Origin of the sequence: Microcoleus sp. B4-C2, from assembly GCF_036705265.1 — a bacterium.
Classification (GTDB): domain Bacteria; phylum Cyanobacteriota; class Cyanobacteriia; order Cyanobacteriales; family Microcoleaceae; genus Microcoleus.
This window is the reverse complement of record NZ_JAUBUB010000009.1, coordinates 83300-105819: the sequence shown is the minus strand read 5'-3', so window position 1 is coordinate 105819 and position 22520 is coordinate 83300. Positions and strand designations below refer to the sequence as shown.

Annotated in this window: 18 protein-coding genes; 13 read left to right on the top strand and 5 right to left on the bottom strand. The window is 45.2% G+C overall.

Translation table 11 applies throughout. From position 1 onward, the window contains the following. Positions 1-967 precede the first annotated feature (967 nt). Positions 968-2407, top strand: coding sequence for an ATP-binding protein (locus tag QUB20_RS05780; protein ID WP_333056770.1), 1440 nt, complete (start codon positions 968-970; stop codon positions 2405-2407). 108 nt (positions 2408-2515) lie between these two features. On the opposite strand, the gene dnaN is transcribed toward QUB20_RS05780, so the two are convergent. From dnaN to dnaA, 3 genes are all read right to left on the bottom strand, one after another. Further along, positions 2516-3655, bottom strand: a complete 1140-nt coding sequence (gene dnaN / locus QUB20_RS05775) for a DNA polymerase III subunit beta (RefSeq protein WP_006632140.1) — start codon at positions 3653-3655, stop codon at positions 2516-2518. A gap of 303 nt (positions 3656-3958) precedes the next feature. Next, a complete protein-coding gene (locus tag QUB20_RS05770) occupies positions 3959-4147 on the bottom strand; it encodes a hypothetical protein (protein WP_333245013.1) in 189 nt (62 codons plus the stop codon). A 99-nt stretch (positions 4148-4246) separates the two neighbouring features. Beyond that, positions 4247-5617 carry a chromosomal replication initiator protein DnaA gene (dnaA, locus tag QUB20_RS05765; RefSeq protein WP_333245016.1) on the bottom strand — a complete coding sequence of 457 codons (1371 nt, stop codon included), beginning with the start codon at positions 5615-5617 and terminating at the stop codon, positions 4247-4249. A 212-nt stretch (positions 5618-5829) separates the two neighbouring features. Between dnaA and QUB20_RS05760 the strand changes: the two genes are divergently transcribed. The 5 genes from QUB20_RS05760 (at position 5830) to QUB20_RS05740 (ending at position 10701) form a co-directional block, all read left to right on the top strand. Next, entirely contained in the window at positions 5830-7071 is a 1242-nt protein-coding gene (locus QUB20_RS05760; protein WP_333245019.1) for an HhoA/HhoB/HtrA family serine endopeptidase, read from the top strand. A gap of 131 nt (positions 7072-7202) precedes the next feature. Continuing rightward, positions 7203-7736 (top strand): peptide deformylase, encoded by a 534-nt coding sequence (gene def, locus QUB20_RS05755; RefSeq protein ID WP_333245021.1) that lies wholly within the window; start codon positions 7203-7205, stop codon positions 7734-7736. 160 nt (positions 7737-7896) lie between these two features. Then, the gene (locus tag QUB20_RS05750) at positions 7897-8469 is read left to right on the top strand and encodes a TerD family protein (protein WP_333056776.1); all 573 of its coding nucleotides are present in this window, start codon (positions 7897-7899) and stop codon (positions 8467-8469) included. 96 nt (positions 8470-8565) lie between these two features. Next, positions 8566-10020, top strand: a complete 1455-nt coding sequence (locus QUB20_RS05745) for a TerD family protein (protein WP_333245024.1) — start codon at positions 8566-8568, stop codon at positions 10018-10020. Positions 10021-10101: 81 nt separating this feature from the next. Further along, the gene (locus QUB20_RS05740; protein ID WP_333209118.1) at positions 10102-10701 is read left to right on the top strand and encodes a TerD family protein; all 600 of its coding nucleotides are present in this window, start codon (positions 10102-10104) and stop codon (positions 10699-10701) included. 434 nt (positions 10702-11135) lie between these two features. On the opposite strand, the gene lysS is transcribed toward QUB20_RS05740, so the two are convergent. Further along, the gene (gene lysS / locus QUB20_RS05735) at positions 11136-12689 is read right to left on the bottom strand and encodes a lysine--tRNA ligase (RefSeq protein WP_333245027.1); all 1554 of its coding nucleotides are present in this window, start codon (positions 12687-12689) and stop codon (positions 11136-11138) included. A 57-nt stretch (positions 12690-12746) separates the two neighbouring features. Here lysS and QUB20_RS05730 point away from each other — a divergent pair, with 57 nt between their 5' ends. Beyond that, positions 12747-12902: a hypothetical protein gene (locus QUB20_RS05730; RefSeq protein ID WP_333291228.1), complete on the top strand. Its 156-nt coding sequence runs from the start codon at positions 12747-12749 to the stop codon at positions 12900-12902. Positions 12903-12999: 97 nt separating this feature from the next. Here the strand turns inward: QUB20_RS05730 and QUB20_RS05725 are convergent, their stop codons facing one another. Continuing rightward, positions 13000-13137 (bottom strand): hypothetical protein, encoded by a 138-nt coding sequence (locus QUB20_RS05725; RefSeq protein WP_333110366.1) that lies wholly within the window; start codon positions 13135-13137, stop codon positions 13000-13002. Between the two features lie 34 nt (positions 13138-13171). Here QUB20_RS05725 and tkt point away from each other — a divergent pair, with 34 nt between their 5' ends. From tkt to QUB20_RS05695, 6 genes are all read left to right on the top strand, one after another. Continuing rightward, complete coding sequence (gene tkt / locus QUB20_RS05720; protein WP_333245030.1) at positions 13172-15187, top strand: transketolase; 2016 nt, start codon at positions 13172-13174, stop codon at positions 15185-15187. Positions 15188-15757: 570 nt separating this feature from the next. Beyond that, complete coding sequence (locus tag QUB20_RS05715; RefSeq protein ID WP_333245033.1) at positions 15758-18556, top strand: PAS domain S-box protein; 2799 nt, start codon at positions 15758-15760, stop codon at positions 18554-18556. A gap of 48 nt (positions 18557-18604) precedes the next feature. Further along, positions 18605-19051, top strand: coding sequence for a response regulator (locus QUB20_RS05710; RefSeq protein WP_333245036.1), 447 nt, complete (start codon positions 18605-18607; stop codon positions 19049-19051). A 446-nt stretch (positions 19052-19497) separates the two neighbouring features. Beyond that, entirely contained in the window at positions 19498-19650 is a 153-nt protein-coding gene (locus QUB20_RS05705) for a hypothetical protein (protein ID WP_333245039.1), read from the top strand. A 91-nt stretch (positions 19651-19741) separates the two neighbouring features. Beyond that, a complete protein-coding gene (locus tag QUB20_RS05700; protein ID WP_333245042.1) occupies positions 19742-21244 on the top strand; it encodes an ATP-binding protein in 1503 nt (500 codons plus the stop codon). Between the two features lie 125 nt (positions 21245-21369). Continuing rightward, complete coding sequence (locus QUB20_RS05695; protein WP_333245045.1) at positions 21370-22458, top strand: response regulator; 1089 nt, start codon at positions 21370-21372, stop codon at positions 22456-22458. The last annotated feature ends 62 nt before the right edge of the window (positions 22459-22520 follow it).

Below are 22520 nucleotides of genomic sequence, written 5' to 3'. Positions count from 1 at the left end.
CTACTGGTAGATTGCTATTTAGCTATACGTCTTTGGTAGAACTCCTTGTAGATCATACCAAAGCATAGCACTAAGTTAAGATCCCGTTAATTTTATTTTGTCTTTTTTTTGCGGGAGTTTGTAGAGCTTCTAATTTAATCAATGCTGATGCCTTGAATGATTGGGAATGGTTAAACTTGTTTTAATTTGAATGAACTTCTATTCATATCCGCCTCGTACAGCCAATCAATAATTGACCGAAATTATCCAGGATACAAGCCCCCGAATTTATCCCTGGGGTCAATGCTTCAATTCTAAAATCTAAAATCTAAAATCTAAAATCGATTGACTCTGCGAACCGTCGCCGATTTGATAAATATTTCGGGTAAAAATAATTGTTTTCACGACAAACCTATAGGGGACGCACTGGCAGGTGTGTAGCTGGCTGAGCGTTACGGGGGGTTGCGAGTACCGGATCGGGGATATGGGATAAAATCGCCTCAAACGCCTTAGCACGGGCGAGGGCGTCCCGCCATCGCGATAGCCAGCTAAAATTCCGGGGCGTCACCCCCCGACTTTCTGCTTTTAAATTTTCTGCTGACGGGCTGCATCGTGTTGGCGATCGGGCAATTCCGATTTTCTTCTATTATCAATCACTTATATTTCTCAGCCTAATATTTTATTAACAAAAGGTTAAGACGACTACCTAAGATTAATGAATAGTTAAATAGTAGAAACAAGCGTTAATACCGCTCAAGTCAGTATAAAATAAAGTCAGGTATAATTACAAGGGCGCATTTATCTCGGCGATCCTCAATCTTGCCTAATACTTTAAGTGGTAAAATTTTCCTTGGTACAGTCAGTTTTTTGTGTAATTTAAAATGCAGTTTGCCAGGGGGATGTCTGTCCACTCAGCAACTCACCTGCTGACCTTTGGTAGCTGAATGTCTGGCAAATAGAACCCCAAAAAAAGCGTGCTGATAAATTTATGTTGAATACCTCCTGCGTAGAAAGACCAGTCCAACCCCTCTCCGAGGCTGACCTAGGAGAACTTTGTTTAGACTCTACTCTCCAAGAATTGTCGCTTTACGATTTTCAGGTAGAAGCTACGGATTGGGGAATACGAATTTCTCAGATGTTAGAAGCTAATCCGCTGTTACCGGGAGTCATTGTGACCCATCAAGGTGAATTTGCCGGTATGATTTCCCGGCGGAGATTTTTAGAATTTATCAGCCGTCCTTTTGGGCGAGAATTATTTTTAAAGCGACCGGTGAGGGCTTTGTACCGCTTTGCCGAAACTGAGAGTTTAATTTTTCCCAGCAATACTTTAATCGTGGATGCAGCCAGGAAGTCGCTGTTGCGATCGAAAGAACTGCTTTACGAACCGATTGTGGTTCAAGTGTCGCCTCAAACTTATAGTTTGCTAGATGTGCACGAACTGTTAGTAGCTCAATCCAACATTCACGAACTAGCAACAAAATTGCTGAGGCAGCAAACTCAATCTCAATTAATTCAAACCGAAAAACTAGCGAGTTTGGGACAGATGGTAGCTGGAGTTGCCCACGAAATTAGAAATCCCGTCACCTGCATCAGCGGAAATATCGGGTTTTTGTCCAACTACTCGAAAGACATCATGGAGTTGCTGTCGGCTTACGAAGAGATTGTGGGTGACAGCGAAAAAATTGACAAACTCAAAAAACACATAGAATTTGATTTTTTGCAAGAAGATTGGGTGGAAATTCTCAAAAGTATGAAAGTTTCATCGCAGAGGCTGACCGAACTCGTCACCAGCCTGCACACCTTTTCTCACATGGACGAAGCCCACTTGAAGCAAGCTAACATTCACGAATGTATTGACAGTACGCTGCTAATTATGAAAAATCGTCTGAAGTACGGATTTAAAGTAGTTAAAAACTATGGGGATTTGCCTTTGGTAAAATGTTACTCGGGTCAGTTGAGCCAGGTATTTATGAATATCATCAGTAATGCGATCGACGCTTTGGAAGAGGTAAAAGCAGAAAAAGAATTTATGCCTGCGATTACTATTGAAACCGAGGTAATAGAAAGTTGTGACGGAGACTGTGTGAATTCGGAATTAATTCAAAATTATGTTAGGGGCGATAGACCAAATGCCAAACAGCTATTATCCGCCAGCCAAAACGGCGACTTATGCCCAGAATCTGCGGAAAAAAATCAAAATAACGCTTGGATAGCCATCCGAATTGCCGATAACGGGCCGGGAATTCCGCCCGAAATTCAGCGGCGGATTTTTGAGACATTTTTCACCACTAAACCGGCGGGGAAAGGTACCGGTTTGGGGTTGGCAATTACCCATCAAATTGTTACGGAAAAGCATAAAGGCAAGTTAAATTTGCATTCTACGCCCGGTACAGGTACTGAATTTGAAATTTTGTTGCCATGGATTTGAATGCCTGGGCGACTTGTCGATATCGATTTACCGCCCAAGCGGGGGCGGGTTTATTAGAGGAGCAATTTTAGGCGGAGATTGTTTGTAAAACCCGCCCCTACCAATCCGTTACGCTCGAAGCTGCACGGGCATTACCAAGAATGTAGCATTGACTCCGCCCAAAGGCTGGAAAATTACGGGGGCTAAAGCACCGTTTAATTGCAGTTGAATTTCTGGGGATTGAGCAGTTTTCAAAATGTCAATTAAGTATTTCACGTTGAAAGCAATATCGATGCTATCTCCCGAAATCTGTGCGGGCATTGACTCTTTGCCACAGCCGACATCTTTAGCATCTACAGACAAAGTAATTTCCTGATTCTCCTCGTCGATGCTGCATTTGAGAATATTGTTTTTTTGGTCTGCAAAAACGGCTATTCTTTCTACGGCTGCTAAGAACGATCGCCTTTCTAAGGTAATTTGTCGCTCAAAAGACGGTGGAATCAACTGCCGGTATGCGGGATATTGCCCTTCCAAGGTGCGGGTTGTCAGCCGCTGGTCTGCCCATTCAAACACTACTTGACCGTGTTCAAAATGCAGGGTGACAGGTTCAGTCCACTGGCGCATCACCAGCATTCTTTCTACTTCCCGCAATGCTTTAGCGGGGACTGTCACCTCAAATTCTTCTTGGGTTTCTTCGCCTTCAGCTTTTTCATTGGCAGTTTGAACTACTGCCAATCTGTGGCCGTCTGTAGCTGCAAATTCCAGGCAATCTTGCAATACCTTTAAATGCACCCCTGCAAGTACCTGTTTTGCCTCGTCGGGGCTAGTAGCAAATAAAGTTCCTTTGAGTCCTTCTATCAAGGCTTCCGGTGGCAATTTAAGGATTGTTCCGGCTTCGATTGCGGGCAATTCTGGGAATTCTTCCGGGCCCATGCCTCTAACTTGGTAGCTGCCAGAACTGCAAGTGAGATATGCTACGGTGTCTCCCGCTTCGTCTTCTAGAGTAATCTCTCCATCTGGGAGTCTCGAAACAATATCGTTGAGTAATTTAGCGGGTATGGTAAAACTGCCACCGCCAGTCACTTCTGCTGCGAAGCTGGTACGAATGCCTAAACTGAGATCGAAAGCTGTCAAGCTAACCCGCTGATTTTCCTCATCCGCGACTAAGAGCACGTTGGCTAGTACCGGATGTGTCGGGCGGGAGGGAACGGCCCGACTTACCAACGAGAGGTTGGCGTTGAGGTCACTTTGGGTGCAAACCAATTTCATTGTAGGAAGGTTAATTAACCGGATTTGAAACAGAAACAAATGGTATCACAGAAAGCCGGCGGGTCGGTTTTTCTGTGTGTAGGGCTTAAGCATGGGGCTAGAAACCGGGTTTCTAGGCAAAATTTTGCCTGTAAAAACGAGAAATCTTCCAAGAAACCGGGTTTCTGAGGTTAGTGCGCGTCGCGAATTATGTGTTTTGGGTGTGCAGGGATCGCTAGTATTTTTTAATTTATGGAATTATTTTTGTATCGATCGCCCTGTGGAAACTGTGGAAAAAAAAGCTAACTGCTTGCTGCGTGTCACTTATAGATAATAAATACCTGTGGAAAACTTGTGGAAAAACTGGTGCGGTCGATCGCCCATTTTTGTGCAAAAGCTGTTTCGGGCGATCGAGTAAAGTTTTCCACAAACAGAGGGCAACTTTTCCACAGGTTTTTCCACAGGCAATATCGAATCCGGTGGCATCGAAAGTGTGGGTTTGTTTACGCTCACCCCGTCTGCACCGGTGCGTCGCTCAAAGATTGTGGATACTATTTAAGATTTAAGGGTGGCGACGCACCCTACGCCATGAGTGAATGTGTGAAAAGAGGTTCAACTTTTGCGGCTGACAACGTTAATTCGATCGCTCAACTGACGCAAAGTTTGAGCCAAATTCGGGTCAGTGTTCCGCAACTGAGCAATTTTTTCGCAACTGTAAAGCACAGTCGTGTGATCTTTGCCACCGAACACTTCGCCAACTTTCGGCAAACTCAAACCAGTATGCTGCCGAATTAAATACATCCCTATTTGACGGGCAAGACTAATTTCTCGCCGCCGGGAACTGCCTTTCAAATCTTCAACAGAAACATCAAACTCCTCAGCCACAACTGCAATTACTGCATCTGGCGTTGCCTCTACACTTTCAGTTTGCGGATTCAAAACCGGGGCGATATTTTCCACAGTCATCGGCAAACCAGTAATTGAAAGATATGCTACCGCCCGAATCAAAGCACCTTCCAATTCCCGAACGTTGGAAGTGTAACTAGAAGCAATGTATTCAATCACATCTCGCGGCAGGCGCATATTTTCATACTCAGCTTTTTTCTGCAAAATTGCCATCCGAGTTTCCAAGTCTGGCAATTGAATGTCGGCAATTAATCCCATGGAAAATCGGGAACACAAACGCTCTTGCAGGCGGGGGATTTGCTGCGGCGGACGGTCAGAAGCTAAAACTACTTGGTTCCCGGCTTCGTGCAGAGTATTAAAAGTGTGGAAAAATTCTTCTTGAGTATATTCTTTGCCTTCAATAAATTGGATATCATCTATTAATAAAACATCTGCCGCCCGATAATGGTCGCGGAAAGTTTGCATACTGTCTTTGCGAATGGCGGCGATTAAATCGTTAGTAAATTTCTCAGTAGAAACGTAAAAAATCTTGGCGTTGGGGTCAATTTCCAAGCGATAATGACCGATCGCCTGCATCAAATGAGTTTTGCCCAAACCAACGCCACCGCACAAAAATAGGGGATTGAATTCTCGGCCGGGAGACTCAGCTACCGCGAGGGAGGCCGCGTGGGCCATGCGGTTGTTGGAACCGACGACAAAGCGGGAAAATAGGTATTTGGGGTTTAAATTGGCGGGTTTGGGGGGGTGAAGCGAGTGGCTTTCCGGGATATCGGCGATGGGGGAGGGCCAAATTATGGCCGAGTCGCTGCTGCCGCCTGTTTCGTTTCCCCCGGCAATTGTCAAGTAAATGTCTACGGGATAGCCGAGAATTTCTGCGACTGCATCGGCAAGGATTTCTCTGTAATATTTTTGCAACCAATTGCGAGCAAAGGGGTTGGGGGCGCTGACGATCAAACAGTTATTTTCGAGTTGTTCTGCCCTGGCAGTTTTGATCCACGTCTCAAAGCTAGGTCTGCTCAGTTGTACCTGGAGACGTTCAAGTATCTGATTCCACAGACTTTCGAGGGGAATGTCCACTGCTCACCTCTGCCGATCGGCATTCAAGATATTAATTCTACAGTCTAGAGAGTTTAGTCCTCAGATGCTAAAGTTTAAGGGAGTCTGCCGTAGCACGGGCAAGGGCCCGACGCCATCGCCCACAAATTTGGCGGCTCTGCAGTCCTGCGCCAGCTATCGGGGAGCTGCTCAGCAAATATTTAGATTTGGCAGGAAAGCCTTAAAACATGGCAATGAAGAGTTCTACTGGCAAATTTTGGAAGCAACCGGCAATTTACATATTGCTGCTGGTAACGGGAGCCGGGGCCGCCATGTTGGGCGATCGTCTGACGGTTTCTCAATTTCGTGCAAATTCTGGCGATTCTGGACAAAGGGCGCTAGAACCGAAATTGCAACTGCCTCCTAATACAAAGGATCAAGCTAGGAAAGTCTTGCCGCCGGTTCCCTTGTCGGGGGACGCGGCTAATGTGAATTTTATTGTGGCTGCGGTGGCAAAAGTTGGCCCGGCAGTGGTTCGGATCGATGCTTCGCGCCTGGTGAAACCGGGAAATAGAGGGCTGTCGCCGGAAGATTTTTTTGGGATAGAACCGAATTCGGGTGGCCGGGGCGGGATCGAACGGGGCACTGGTTCGGGTTTTGTCATCGGTGCCGACGGCCTGATTCTCACTAACGCTCACGTTGTAGAGGGAGCCGATACGGTAAATGTAACTCTCAGGGACGGCCGCAGCTTTCAGGGGCGGGTGTTGGGGGCGGATAAGGTGACGGATGTGGCTGTGGTGAAGATTGAGGCGAATAATGTACCTGTGGTGACGATCGGCAATTCGGATAAGCTGTTGTCTGGGGAATGGGCGATCGCGATCGGCAATCCTTTGGGTTTGGACAATTCCGTAACTGCGGGGATTATTAGCGCTACGGGGCGATCGAGCACTGATGTGGGCGTACCCGACAAGCGGATCGGTTTTATTCAAACAGACGCTGCAATTAATCCGGGGAATTCTGGCGGCCCGCTGCTGAATGCTTCGGGCGAAGTTATTGGCATGAATACGGCGATTATTCAAGGTGCTCAAGGATTGGGGTTTGCGATTCCCATTCAGGCGGCCCAACAGGTGGCGAAGGAACTGATTACGACGGGGAAAGTCGAACACGCTTATTTAGGCATTGAAATGGCGACGCTGAATCCAGAGGTTAAGCAGCAAATTAACAGCAATGCTACCAGCAGCCTGCGAGTTGCAGTCGATCGGGGTGTGGCTATTGTTAGTGTTGTTCCTAATTCTCCCGCTGCGGCGGCAGGTTTGCGGGCTGGAGATGTGATTCAAAAGATTAATAATCAGCCGATTATTCAGTCGGAAGCTGTTCAGGAGTTCGTGCAAAATGCTAAGGTTGGCGGTCTGTTGCAAATGGAAATTAACCGTAACGGACAAATAGTTAATTTGACTGTTAAAACGGGAAGTTTGCCGGTTCAAAAAGTTGGATAAGAAGGAAAGCACGACACGGATTTGGGCACGGATACACGGATTAATTATTGAGTGAGTAAGTTATATTTTGTTCCTCCATTCAACCGACAAAACTGTAACAACAAATAACCAATAACAGATAATCAATAACTATGGCAGAAATCTTACAAATCTCACAATTAGGAAATCCCGTATTGCGCCGCCCGTCGCAAGTTGTCGAGAATATTAAAGACGATCGCATTCAAGAGTTGATTGACAGCTTAATATTTACAGTACAGCAGGCAAACGGAGTGGGGATTGCCGCCCCTCAAGCGGCTCAGTCCGATCGCCTGTTCATCGTCGCATCTCGCCCCAACCTGCGGTATCCCCAAGCACCCAACATGGAGCCCACAGCGATGATTAATCCCCGGATTGTGGCTGCATCAACAGAGACAGTCAAAGACTGGGAAGGCTGTTTGAGCATTCCGGGGATTCGGGGATTGGTGCCGAGAAGTAGGGCGATCGAGATAGAATACACCAGTAGAGACGGCAAACTCCACCGACAAGAATTGACAGACTTTGTAGCCCGAATTTTTCAACACGAACACGACCATTTAGATGGAATCGTGTTTTTAGACAGGGTGGAAAATACCCACGAACTGATGACTGAGGATGAGTACCAGCAGCAATTTGTCAAGCTGCTCTGACCATACGGGAGCAATTCTCCAATCCCAAATCCCAAATCCAAAATCTAAAATCTAAAATCGATTGACCGAGGACGAGTACCAAAAGCAATTTGTCAAGCTGCTCTGACAGTTGGTATAATTGTTAGCAGTAATATCAGAGATGTTGCAAACAGGAGAGCAAATGTCTATCAACTTAGAAAAAGGCGGGAGAATCAATCTCTCTAAAGAAGCACCGGGGCTAAAAAATGCCGGGATTGGTTTGGGATGGGATACCAATGCTACAGACACCGGCGCAGCGTTTGACTTAGATGCTTCCGTGTTTATGTTGGGGGCTACTGGCAAAATTCCCGGCGAAAAATACTTTGTTTTCTACAACAACAAGGAGTCGCCGGACACTTCTGTAATACATCTGGGAGATAGCAGAACCGGAGAAGGATTTGGCGATGATGAAACCGTTACAGTCGATTTAACCAAAGTCGATCCGGCGGTGCAAGAAATTGTGTTTGTGGTAACTATCCACGAAGCAGAATTGAGAAGGCAAAACTTCGGTCAAGTGCGGAATGCTTTTATCAGGATTTACGACACTACTACTAACACAGAAGTAACGAAGTACGATTTGGACGAGGATTTTTCTAGGGAGACAGCGGTAGAGTTTGGCAGACTTTACAAGAAAGACGGCGAGTGGAGGTTTCAAGCTGTAGGAGAAGGCTACAATTCCGGCTTGCAAAGCTTTGTAGATAAGTATGCCGGATAAAAGGTCGATCGCTCCTAACTAAATAAATCGAGGGGAAATTCGGAAGCAGGAATATTTCCCTCGATTTTAAGCCAGACTCATGAGGTGACAAACCAGATGGGAATTCAATTAAAGAAGGGCGAAAGATTTAATCTTTCTAAAACATCTCCAAGTTTAACAAAAGTTGCGATCGCCCTGGGATGGGAAATAGCAACTGAACTAAATTTTTCAGACTCAAACCAGCAAAGCTGCGATATCGATGCCTCGGTTTTTGCATTAGGTTCAGACGGCAAAATCCCCGATGAAAGATACTTTGTATTTTACAATAACTCGCAGTCGCCGGACGGAGCGATCGCCCATTCGGGAGATAATCAAACTGGTCAAACTCAAGGGGATGACGAGACAATTGATGTAGACTTGGAAAAAGTAACTGCTGCTGTTGAGGAAATGGTTTTTGTGGTCACGATTCACGACGCACAAGCTAAACATCAAAATTTTAGCCAAATCAGAAATGCTTTTATCCGATTGTACGATCGCCAAACCGACAGCGAACTAGCGCGCTATGATTTAACAGAAGGTTTTTCTGAAGAAACAGCAGTCGAATTTGGACGGTTGTATAAAAAAGAGGCAGCTTGGAGATTTCAGGCCGTAGGACAAGGATATAAAGCAGGGTTGCAGAGTTTTGTTGACAAGTATCATTCAGAGATTCAACAGCCAGAAAAACCTGCACAACGTACAGTAGAACTGCCTAGATTACCAGTTATTGAAGATAGCCACAAAAGTCAGAAAGCTATAGCATTAGACAAAAAGCTTCAGGAGAAAGCGCCGCACATTTTCAATCTCGCTAAGAAAGCAGATATCTCGCTAAAAAAGGCAAATCTCACCAATCACAATGCTCAAGTAGCGCTTTGCCTTGATATTTCTGGTTCCATGTCTTCGCTATACAGTTCAGGAAAAATTCAGCGTTTGGCAGAGAAGATTTTGGCTTTGGGATGTCGGTTTGATGACAACGCAGCGATCGACATATTTCTGTTTGGAGTGAACCCACACAATCCCGGTGAAATGTCGATCGACAATTTCTCAAACTTCATCGACCATATACTGCAACAGTATCCTTTAGAAGGAGGTACTTACTACGGTAAAGTGATGAAGGAAATTAGAAACTTCTATTTTCCTGACGGTAGGGGTAGCAGGCGCAACGCAGGTATTAAAGCCGATCGACCTGTCTACGTGATGTTTGTGACTGATGGAGCCACTGCGGACGAATCGGAAACCAAGCAGCAGCTACAATGGTCGTCCTATGAGCCGATATTTTGGCAGTTTATGGCGATCGGTAAGTCGCAGAAAGATGTCAAAAGTAAGGGAGTTCGCGGGTGGTTAGCAAGAGCAGTAGCGAGCGATTTTAGCTTTTTAGAGCAGCTTGACCAAATGGGCGATCGCTACCTAGACAACGCCGATTTCTTCAGTTTAGAAGACCCGGAACATATTGCCGATGAGGAATTATACGATTTGTTGACAGCAGAATATCCGAATTGGGTAAAATCAGCACGAATCAAAAATCTCTTACCCTAGAAACAGCTTTTGCCGACAAACAAAATGCTAGCTTAGGGCAATCATTCAACTTCACCATAAACCTTACAAAATCACAAAACTATGGCTATCAACTTAACCAAAGGACAATCAATAGTTCTCAGCAAAAGCGAATACGACTTGTCCAGACTGACAATGGGTTTGGGCTGGGATGTTGCACAAGCTAAAAAAGGTCTTTTCGGGCGAAGCAGCGGTGCAAATTTTGACTTAGATTCCTACGCTATGCTGCTGGGAGAAAATGGCAAAATAAAGAACTACAAAGAGGATGTAATTTATTACTCTCATTTGGAATCAAAGGACAAAACAGTTGTTCACTCAGGCGACAATCTCACGGGGGAGGGAGAGGGAGACGACGAACAAATAGTGGTGAAACTGAGTTCTTTGCCAGCAGAATATCACAAAATTATTTTGGGCGTAAATATTTACGATGGAAAAGAGAGAAAACAGCATTTCGGCCTGGTACAAAATGCTTTCGTGAGAGCTGTAGATGCCGCCGGGAAAGAAATAGCTCGCTATCGCTTGTCAAATGACCCATCTTATGAAGGAAAATTAAATATGTTGATGGGAGAAGTCTATCGAGAAGGCGGCGAGTGGAAGTTTAAGGCTTTGGGAAATCCTTTGGCTGAAGATATGAACGGTGTTGTCGGTTCGTTTATGCGGTGATATCAAATCTGTTAAATTCAGGCTTGTAGGGGCGGGTTCACCCAAAATACCTGTCAATAATTGACAATCTATATAAACCCGCCCCCTCCCAGCCCGCCATCAAAATGCACATTTTCCGTAGAATTGTAGGGGCGGGTTAACCAACAATATTAGCCAATAATTGACGATATAAATAAACCCGCCCCCCTCCAACGGTAAATCGCAATGCACATTTTCTGCATAATTGTAGGGGCGGGTTTCACCAAAATATTAGCCAATAATTGACGATATAAATAAACCCGCCCCCCTCCAACGGTAAATCGCAATGCACATTTTTAGTATTTGATCGAAGTCAAGGTTGATGTAGGTTATTTGTCGGGTGGGGGCGGGTTTATATAGATTGTTTGTGGGAATTAAATGTTATTCGTGAACCCGCCCCTACAAAAAATTACGAATCAATCTTTGACCGGCCGCATTGTCGGGAACATCACCGCATCGCGGATGCTTTGAGTATTAGTTAAAAGCATCACCAATCTGTCTACACCGATACCCATTCCCGCACAATTAGGCATTCCCAAAGATAAAGCTTGAATAAAGTCTTCATCCATTGGATGCGCTTCATCATCGCCCGCATTTTTCTGTGCTAACTGTTCCTCAAACCGCTTTCTTTGCTCTTTCGGATCGTTCAATTCTGAGAAGCCGTTCGAGTATTCTGTACCGTTGATAAATAGCTCGAAACGTTCTACAAATCCGGGCTTGCTGCGATGTCCTTTTGCTAAGGGACTGACTTCAACAGGGTAGTCGATGATGAATGTAGGTTGAATTAGTTTGGGAACAACTAATTTGTCAAAAACTGCATACAGCACGTAGCCTAAACTCTGTTGTTCTAACTTAGACAGGTGCAATTCTAGCTTGGTTGCAGAGGATCTCGCACTTTCTAAATCCAAAGTGTCAAAATCCAGCCCAAACTCGTCTCTGACAGCTTCTACCATCGTTTTCACTTGCCAGTGTTTGCCACTGAAACCGGGATATTTTTCGCTGTAGTCGAACTTGCGTTCTAAACTAATCGTTTCCCCCTGATTTTCAATTTCCTTGACATCCCCAAATACCGCCGCCGCTGCGAAACATATCACGTCTTCGACAACTCCTAAAATGTCGAAAACATCAGCATAAGCTTGGTAAACTTCTAAAGAGGTAAACTCAGGATTGTGGGTGCTGTCAATGCCCTCATTTCTAAATGCTTTCCCTAGTTCAAAAACTCGCTCGAAACCGCCGCAAATTGCTCTTTTTAAGAATAATTCGGGAGCCACTCGCAAATACAAATCCACCTCCAAAGCATTATGGTGAGTGATGAATGGCTTAGCAGCAGCACCGCCGTAAATAGCTTGGAGTGTTGGCGTTTCTATTTCGTAAAAATTGGCTTGCCAGAGATAGGAACGGATGCTTTGAACGATGCGACTACGCAGCATAAAACGGTTGAGCGCATCTTGGTTGCTTGCCAAATCCATTTCGCGGTGACGGCGGCAAACTTCGGGGTCGTTAATTCCGTAATAAGAATCGGGAAATTGAATGGTAGCTTTTGATAAAAGCTTTAATTCCCTCACTAAAATAGAAAGTTCTCCCCTGGGGGTGCGGCAGCCGATACCTTCGACGCCGACAAAATCGCCGACATCGAGCAATTTTTTAATTTGTTCAAAGCTCAAACCGACTTCGCCGGTGACGATTGCTTTCTCGATTTTGAGTTGAATTTTGTCTGTGGCGTCTTTTAAATCGATGAAACCAATTTTGCCGCTGTCTCGCTTGGAAGTGATGCGGCCAGCTAATCGCAGGGAAATTTCTTCGGGGTCACTTTGTCCGTTTTCGAGTTCTTTTCCCGGCTGACTAAATATTTCGCGAACTTGCTTGGCTGTGTGCGATCGCGCGTAGGATTCACTGGGATACGGTTCTATGCCTTGCGATCGCAGTTCGTCTACTTTTTGACTGCGGACTTCGGCTTCACTGAGAGTCATTAGTTATTGCCTGATTAAAATTACAAATATCTGACATCTTGCACTATTCTGGCGATCGTGCGATCGAGCGTTGCTCAAATCAACGCCCCACAAGAAAATTCACTCTTTGTGGAACAGGCATCTTGCCTGTTCGTGACAAAGCTGCAAGATGTCAGAAACACCAAACTCTATCATAACTGGGCGGCTTTGAGAGGCAATTTGCCAAATAAATAAGTTACATCCTCTCGTAGCCCGATCGCACAGAGCCGCACTCGCCCCAGAAATATCTCCGATAAAAATTTACAATCAACTGCACAAAGCGACCGAAACATTAAAAAATTAAGTTGTCTGTCGATCGCAACAGGTGAGATGATATGTAGTGCAGCCTCACGGCAGTTCCACAGAAACTGAACAGCAGAAACGCGAGCGATCGAACTCGGCTCATCGCACCTCTGTCAGAATCGACCACACACACTCTCTCTTAACATATAAAAACCAGAATTATGGCTGTTGCAACCCAATCACTCGAAGAACTCTGCATCAACTCTATCCGCTTTTTGGCCATCGATGCGGTAGAAAAAGCAAAATCAGGACACCCGGGACTGCCGATGGGCGCTGCCCCTATGGCCTTTGTGCTGTGGGATCGGTTCATGCGGTTCAACCCCAAAAACCCCAAGTGGTTTAATCGCGATCGCTTCGTCCTCTCCGCCGGCCACGGCTGTATGCTACAGTACGCCCTCATGTACTTGACCGGCTACGATAGCGTCACCCTCGACGACATCAAGCAATTTCGTCAGTGGGAATCCAAAACCCCTGGACACCCCGAAAACTTCGTCACCGAAGGCGTAGAAGTTACCACCGGCCCCCTCGGACAAGGAATTGCTAATGCCGTCGGTTTGGCAATGGCAGAAGCTCACCTCGCTGCTAAGTTTAACAAGCCCGACCATAAAATTGTTGACCACTACACCTATGTCATCATGGGTGACGGCTGCCACATGGAAGGCATTTCTGGCGAAGCTTGTTCTTTGGCCGGACACCTCGGACTCGGCAAATTAATTGCCTTGTACGATGACAATCACATTTCTATTGAAGGCGACACCAGCTTGGCCTTTACTGAAGATGTGGGCAAGCGTTTTGAAGCTTACAATTGGCACGTTATTACAGTAGACAATACCGCTCTAGACGAAGATACTAACCTAGAAGCAGTTCACAAAGCTATTGAAGAAGCCAAAAAAGTCACGGACAAACCGTCCATGATTAAAGTCCGCACCATCATTGGTTACGGTTCTCCAAACAAGCGCAATTCTTACAGTTCTCACGGTGCTGCTTTGGGTACCGATGAAGTGAAAGCAACTCGTGATTTCTTGAAGTGGGAACACGCACCGTTTGAGATTCCTGATGATGCTTTGTCACACTTCCGCAAAGCAGTCGATCGCGGTGCTCAATCTGAGCAAGAATGGCAGAAAGCTTTTGATGCTTATAAAGCAGCATATCCTGCAGAAGCAGCAGAATATGAGCGCAGCGTTGCCGGCAAACTTCCTGAAGGTTGGGATAAAGTTTTGCCGACATACAAGGCAGAAGATAAAGCCGATTCGACTCGGAATCATTCTGGAAAATGTTTGAATGCTTTGGCAGGTGTGTTACCTGAACTGATCGGCGGTTCCGCTGACTTGGCATCTTCTAACATGACTTTGCTCAAGGGTGAAAAAGACTTCCAAAAAGGTCAGTACGAAGGACGTAACCTGCGCTTTGGTGTGCGGGAACACGCCATGGGTGCGATCGCCAACGGTATGGTACTGCACGGCGGTTTAATTCCTTACTGCGCCACTTTCTTGGTATTTGCTGACTATATGCGGGGAGCAATTCGCCTCTCTGCACTCTCGGAAGCTGGAGTTATTTACGTAATGACTCACGACTCCGTAGCCTTGGGCGAAGACGGCCCAACTCACCAACCCGTGGAAACCATCGCTTCTCTGCGAGTAATTCCCGATTTGTTGGTAATGCGCCCTGCGGATGGTAACGAAACATCCGGCGCTTACAAAGTGGCAGTTGAAAGCCGCACTCGCCCAACTTTAATGGCTTTGTCTCGTCAAAATCTGCCTAACTTGGCTGGAAGTTCGATCGAAGGAACAGCCAAAGGCGCTTACATTTTGTCTGACGACGGCGGCACTCCCGACATCATTTTAATCGGCACCGGCGGCGAAACCTACCTCTGCGTTGATGCCGCTGAAAAATTGCGCGCCGCAGGTAATAAAGTGCGCGTAGTTTCGATGCCTTGCTGGGAATTGTTCGACTTACAAGATGCCGCTTACCGCGAATCTGTACTGCCGAAAGCTGTTACTAAGCGGTTGGCCGTTGAAGCAGGTTCTAGCTTCGGCTGGGGACGTTATTTGGGTTCTGAAGGCGATAGCCTCAGTATTGACCGATTCGGCGCTTCTGCACCGGGCCCCGTTGCTTTAGAAAAGTTTGGCTACACCGTTGATAATGTGGTAGCTAAGGCTCAGGCGCTGTTGGGTTAATAGCAGCAGCATAATTTTGGGTGGGGCGGGCTTCTGGCTCGCCCCATTTTTTATAGCAGAAGGAAGTGAAGTTCGGCAACGGATTCGCTTCCTTCCGATGTAACAGATGTAACAGATAGATGGAAGAAGGCTTTAGTTATCTAGAAGATAAGGAAGAAGAAAGGAAAAGCTAAAATCTCAAATCTCAAATCGGCATCTAGGGTTTCACTTCGTCATACCTCACATCTTGCACCATTGTCAGGAACAGGCTTTTCGGCCTGTTCCACAAGAAAATTCATCTCTTGTGGAACAGGCCGAAAAGCCTGTTCATAAAAGGATTGAGAATGGTGCAACATATGAGTTATACCCAACCTAGAGCTCGCTACAGCTCGCGAATCATTGAGAATTGCTATATTAAGACTTACCGAAGAAAAACCAGTTTCTACCACAATATTCGGTTTGGCAATGAGGCCTTTATGAAGAAACCGGGTTTTTAGCCCCCCGTGCCTCCAGAACTGTATATTTCAGAGAGTTAAGATAAGTTATAAGTTATTGCGTTAAATTACTCCTTCCCCATTTGTCATTCCGTTTATGATTTGGAAGTTTTTAAATCACCTGTTATTCACGGGAAATTATATTCCTCACGGTCACTGTTACCTTTGGCAGCGAGAGCTAGTAGCACTCCACATAGTGTCAGACTCTATCATTGCCCTGGCTTACTATTCAATACCCCTCTCGCTAATTTATTATTTTATCTTTCAGCGAAAAGACTTGCCCTTTCGCAATATCTTTTGGCTGTTTGCAGCCTTTATTATCTCCGGCGGCACTACTCATGTGATGGAAGTTTGGACGCTTTGGCATCCTGTTTATTGGGTTTCTGGCATTCTAAAAATTATTACCGCCGCGATTTCTGGTTACACCGCTTTTGCATTAATTCCTTTCGTTCCCCAAGCATTAACTCTCCTGAGTCCAACTCAATTAGGGATGATCGATTCAATACTGCAAAAAGAAATAATTGAACGCCGAGAAACGGAAGCTCGCTATCAAACTTTAACTGAAGCTTCGCCGGTGGGAATATTTTATGCAGATGCTGGAGGAGACTGCTTGTATGTCAACGAACGCTGGTGTCAAATTTCGGGAATTACCTGTGATGAAGCTTTGGGCAAAGGGTGGTTGCAAGGCATTCATCCAGACGATCGCGATCGGGTTTGTTCTGAATGGTATAGCGCCGCGCAGGAGAAATTGCCGTTTAAATCTGAGTACCGCTTTCAAGGCATTAATCACCCTCAAATCAGTTGGGTATTCGGTCAATCTGTCGGTCAAGTCGGAGAAAATGGGGAGGTTAAAAGTTATGTCTGTACTATTACTGATATTACAGAACGCAAGCAGATAGAAGAGGAAAATCGACTGCTCAATGAAACTCTGGAGCATCGAGTTGCTGAGCGCACTGCTCAAATTGAAATTTCTAACCACCAATTGCAAAAAGAAATAGCTTACCGCGAAAAAATTGCTCTCACTTTGTTGGAATTGACGCAACTGCAAAATGCTATTCTTAATAGCGCTAACTACACAATTATTTCTACCGATTCCGACGGTACAATTAAAACATTTAATCGGGCAGCAGAGCAACTTTTAGGTTATTCGCTAGAAGAAGTAGTGGGGAAAGTCACCATAGCAATAATTCACGAGCCTCTGGAGGTCGCTCAAAGAGCTGAAGTTCTTTCTCAAGAATTGGGAGTGAAAATAGAGCCGGGAATTCAAGTATTATTTACCTTGCCGTGCCGGGAAATCGCGGACGAAAATGAATGGACTTATATTCGCAAAGATGGTTCGCGGTTTCCGGTACTGCTGTCGGTGACTGCCTTATTTGATAGTAGCGGAAATATTAACGGTTTTTTGGGTATTGGTCAGGATATTAGCGATCGCAAACAAGCTGAAAAAGAGCTGCGTGACCTAACCAGTGCCATGCAAAATGCGGTGGAAGGCATTTCGCGGCTGGATATTGAGGGGCGCTACGTGAAGGTTAACCGAGCTTACGCTCATAAATGCGGTTACGAACCGGACCAAATGCTTGGCATGGAATGGCAGAGCACCGTACATCCGGGCGATGTTGAGATGATGATTTCAGCTTATCAGGAAATGCTAATTTCTGGCAAAGTAGAAGTTGAAGCTAGAGGAGTCCGAAAAAATCGCTCATTTTTTTATAAGCAATTAACGATGGTAAAAGCTTGCGACGCACAAGGGATATTTAACGGTCACCACTGTTTTATGAAAGATATCACTGAGCGGAAACTAACTGAAACTGCTTTGCTGGAAAGCGAATTCAAGTACAGGCAAATAGTTGAATTAGCCGAAGAAGGTATTTGGGTAATTGACAGAAATGGCCTCACGACTTACGTAAACCACGCAATGGCGCGAATGCTAGGTTATAGTGAATTAGAAATGTTCGGGCGGTCGCTTTTTGATTTTATGGACGAACGGGAAAAACCACAAGCTATTGAAAATGTCGAGCGCCGTAAGCAAGGTATTGGTGAACAACACGAATTTAAATTTAAAAGCAAGGACGGTAAAGATATTTGGACTGATATGTCTACCAGTCCAGTCATGGACTCCGAGGGTAATCTACTCTCTTGTTGCGCCTTGGTTTACAACATTACAAGCCGCAAAGAAGCAGAGCAGCAAATGCTGCAACTGACAGAAGATTTGAAGCGTTCCAACGAGGAATTAGAACAATTTGCTTATGTGGCTTCCCACGATTTGCAAGAACCGCTCCGAGCCGTTACCAGTTACACTCAATTGCTTGCCCAACGCTATCAAGGAAATTTGGACGATCGCGCAGATAAGTATATTAATTATATTGTCGATGGCGCCACCAGAATGCAGCAGTTAATTAACGATTTGTTGGCGTATTCGCGCCTGGGAACGAGGGGTCAGGAGTTTGAGCAGGCGGACTGCAACGCTGTGGTTAAGCAAACTATGTGCAATTTGCAAATTGCGATCGCCGAAACAAAAGCTGTAATCACCTGCGACGCGATGCCAACCGTGATGGCGGATGAATTTCAACTGGTGCAATTATTCCAAAATTTGGTCGCCAACAGCATCAAATTTTGTCGCCAAGATATCCCGTTGATTCATATCGCTGCCCGCAGGCAAGAGAGTGAATGGGTGTTCAGTGTCCGCGATAACGGCATTGGCATTGATCCGCAGTATGCCGATCGCATTTTTATCATTTTTGCGCGCCTGCACGGACGCCGCCAATATTCCGGTACTGGTATAGGTTTGGCGATGTGCAAGCGCATTGTTGAACGCCACGGCGGTCGCATCTGGGTGGCATCTCAAGAGGGAAAAGGAGCGACTTTTTACTTCACTATTCCTATAATTAGTACCTGAATCCTCAAAATTCAATTTTGTTTTTATACTCAAAAGGATACGCCGGTTATGAGCGATCGAAGCACTGTTAGACCTATAGAGATTCTGCTGATTGAGGATTCTCCCAGCGATGCGGATTTGGCAAGAGAAGTCCTCAGTCAGGGTAAAATATTGAATAACTTGCATTTTGTGGAGGATGGAGTCGAAGCAATCAAGTTTTTGCGCCGAAAAGAACCTTATCTCAGGGTACCTCGTCCTGATTTGATTTTGCTCGATTTGCATCTGCCGAAAAAAAGCGGTATTGAAGTGCTAGAAGAAATTAAAACTGACCCAAACTTAAAATTAATTCCTGTAGTAATTCTCAGCACTTCAGCAGCGCCCGAAGATATTTTTAAGTCATACTCCCTCCACGCCAACTGTTACATAACAAAACCGGTAGACTTCATAGAATTTACTAAAGTAGTCAGGTTAATTGAGGAATTCTGGCTGGCAGTCGTCAAACTTCCTCTAAATTAAACGAACAGATGCTTTGCTTATGAAGGCTCTAAAAATTTTTAACCTATGGAAATTCTGCTGGTGGATGATTTGCTCAGCGAGGCTGAATGGGGTTTATAAAAGCTGGCGTCCAGCCAATTTTTAACAAGTTGCAAATAGTAGAAGATATGGTACAAGCAAGAGTTTATTGAATAAAGCAGGCTTTTCGGTTCGCTTGCTAGGTCTAATTTAATTCTGCTTAACTTGATTTTGCCTAAAAAACAGGTTAAAAATATTGATATAAATCAACTCAACACTCAAGTTAAAAATGATTCCGGTGGTAATTATGACAAGCGAATTTCTTGATGGTACAGGCCCCCAGATTTATCCGTGGAATCAATCCCAAATCTAAAATCTAAAATCCTCAAGCCCCCCAATTTATCTCGCGCAAGTCAATCTAAAATCTAAAATCTAAAATCTAAAATCGAATGACAACCTCAGCAGCCGATGAAGAGATGCTCAAGTCTTATGCCCTGTCAGCCCGGTGCTACATCACTAAGCCTATCGATTTTAGTCAAGTCGCTAAGCTGGTGAGATGGATTGAGGATGGGTGGCTGGTGGTGGTGACAGTTCCCAAATAATAATTTTCAAGTTGAAAATGGTAAGGGAAAGCAAAAAAGTTTAACCTAAGATTAGTAGAGTAAAAATTTTACAGTCAAAAACGTCTAAGCTATGTGGATTAAGATTCTGTTAGTAGAAGACAATCCTGCTGATGCTGATTTACTTGCAGAACTGTTAGAAGTATCTGTGGGCGTCGAGTGGGAACTGGTGTCTGTTGAGTTCCTGCATGAGGCGATCGCACAACTGTGTAAACAACCCTTTGATGTCGTTTTGCTCGACCTTTCTTTGCCCGACAGCCGCGGTTTGGAAACCCTAACTCGCCTGCGAGAAGTTGCTCCTGATGTGCCAATGGTGGTAATGACAGGCTTGGACGATGAGGCGATCGCCCTAGAATCAGTTCGCTTGGGAGCTCAAGACTATATTGTTAAAGGTCAAATTACTACTCAATTATTAGTGCGGACGATCCGCTATGCGATCGAACGATCTCAAACATTTCAAATGCTGCGGGAAAGCGAGCGCCGCTTTCGGGCGATTTTTGACTCGTCGTTTCAGCTAACCAAGCTGCTGACTCCGCAAGGAATTGTGCTGGAAGTCAACGAGACAGCCCTCGATTTTGCCGGATTGCGATCGGAGGGTATTGTGGGCCGCCCCATTTGGGAAATGGCGATTTGGGGCAAGTCGCCACAGGTTTCCGAACAATTGCAATGCGCGATCGGCAAAGCAAGTCGGGGCGAGTTTTTCCGCAGCGAAATCGACTTATTAGGCAAAAGTGGCCAAATTATGACAGTTGATTTCTCACTGAAACCTGTTAAAAATGAAACAGGACAAGTTTTGCTGCTGATTGCGGAAGCCCGTGACATTAGCGATCGTAAACGAGCAGAAGCGGAAATTCTCAAAGCCCTCGCACGAGAAAAGGAGCTTTCAGAATTGCGAGCTAAATTTGTCACAATGGTTTCTCACGAGTTCCGCACACCTTTGACAACCATCCAATTTTCCGCTGGATTGCTGCAAGATTACAGTTCTCAGTGGCCCCAAGATAAAAAATCTACTCATTTTGTGCGGATTCAATTAGCAATTAAACGCATGACAGAGTTATTAGAAGATATCCTCGTAATTGGCAAAATCGAAGCCAATACCTTGCAGTTTCAACCGGTTTCCTTAAACCTTGAAAAATTTTGCCGTCAACTGGTAGAAGAGCAGCAGCTCAACGACAGTAACCAACACCCGATCGCCTTTCAATATGAAGGGGGCAACTGCGAGGCTCAAATGGATGAAAAACTGCTGCAGCAAATCTTGGGAAATGTCCTCTCAAATGCCATCAAATATTCCCCCGTCGGCAGTCCAGTTTCTTTGCATCTCAACTGTGAAAACCAAGAAGCTGTATTCCAAGTTCAAGACCAAGGCATCGGCATTCCCCAAGCCGATCGAGAGCGGATCTTAGAAACTTTTTACCGATCTCCAAATGTCGGCACTATTTCGGGAACAGGTCTCGGTTTAGCAATTGTGAAGAGGGCTGTGGAACTTCACGGTGGCCAACTTGCGCTCGACAGTCAAGAAGGAAAAGGCACAACTTTCACTATTACCTTGCCTTTAATTTGCGCTCCCTGTCCATAACAAGTGAATTATCAACTATACATATCCGCTGCTTAACCCTCACTTAAGCGCATTAAAAAGAAATTTATCAAGTGTATGAACCCAGGATTTTTCCAACAAGCTACTAACTAAAAGGAGGTATCACCGTGGCTAAGATTTTGGTAATAGAAGACGAAGAATCGATTAGAGAAAATATTTTAGAGTTGCTGGAAGCCGAGAATTTTGAAGGAATGGGAGCAATTAACGGCCAAGTCGGCATCAAATTGGCGATCGAACAAATCCCTGATTTAATTTTGTGCGACATGATGATGCCGGAAGTAGACGGTCACGGCGTCCTCAAAGCTTTGCGCTCCGAACCCTTGACTGCCACAATTCCGTTTATTTTCCTCACAGCCAAAGCCGATAAAGTTGACGTTCGCACGGGCATGGAACTGGGAGCTGACGATTACATTACTAAGCCGTGTACGCCGCAAGAACTGCTAAAAGCCATTGCTATTAGACTTGAAAAACAAAAAACAATTAGCCGACAATCTCAAAAGACGCTTGACGAATTACGCACTAATATTAGTATGTCGCTGCCCCACGAATTGCGGACTCCTTTGAATGCAATTCTGGGTTTTTCTGAGCTGATTCTGTCAGAATATCAGGTTTTAGAGGAATCAGATATCTTAGAGATGATCGGTCAAATTCACACTTCCGGTCATCGCTTGTATCGGCTGATTCAAAACTTTTTGCTGTATGCAGAACTGGAGATAGCAGCCACCAATCCCGAACTGCTAAAGGAGATGCGAAACAGCGAATTTAGCTGTGTAAAATCTTTGCTGAGTCAAAAAGCGCGGCAGCAAGCAAAACACGCGAATAGAACAGACGATTTACAATTAAACTTGCAAGATTCGTCGGTAGCTATTGATTCTGTCAGACTCGCAAAAATTGTTGAAGAACTATTGGACAATGCTTTCAAATTTTCTTTAGAAGGAACGCCTGTTTTATTACGCACTTTCGTCGAAAATCAGACTTTTATTCTGTCTGTCAAAGACCAAGGCCGCGGTATGACTAACGATCAGATTGCACAGCTAGAAGCTTACAGGCAGTTCGATCGCAGACTTTACCAACAAGCAGGTTTGGGATTGGGTCTGGCCATCGTTCAACGCCTTGTAGAATTGCACGGAGGAGAATTTAAAATAGAAAGTTTTCCGCAGCAAGAAACCATAGTTTGCGTTTCCCTGCCTGTCTAAACAATGATTAGACCAGTTTCCAAAAAGAATACAACTGTAGGCACACTCCCAACCCTTATGGC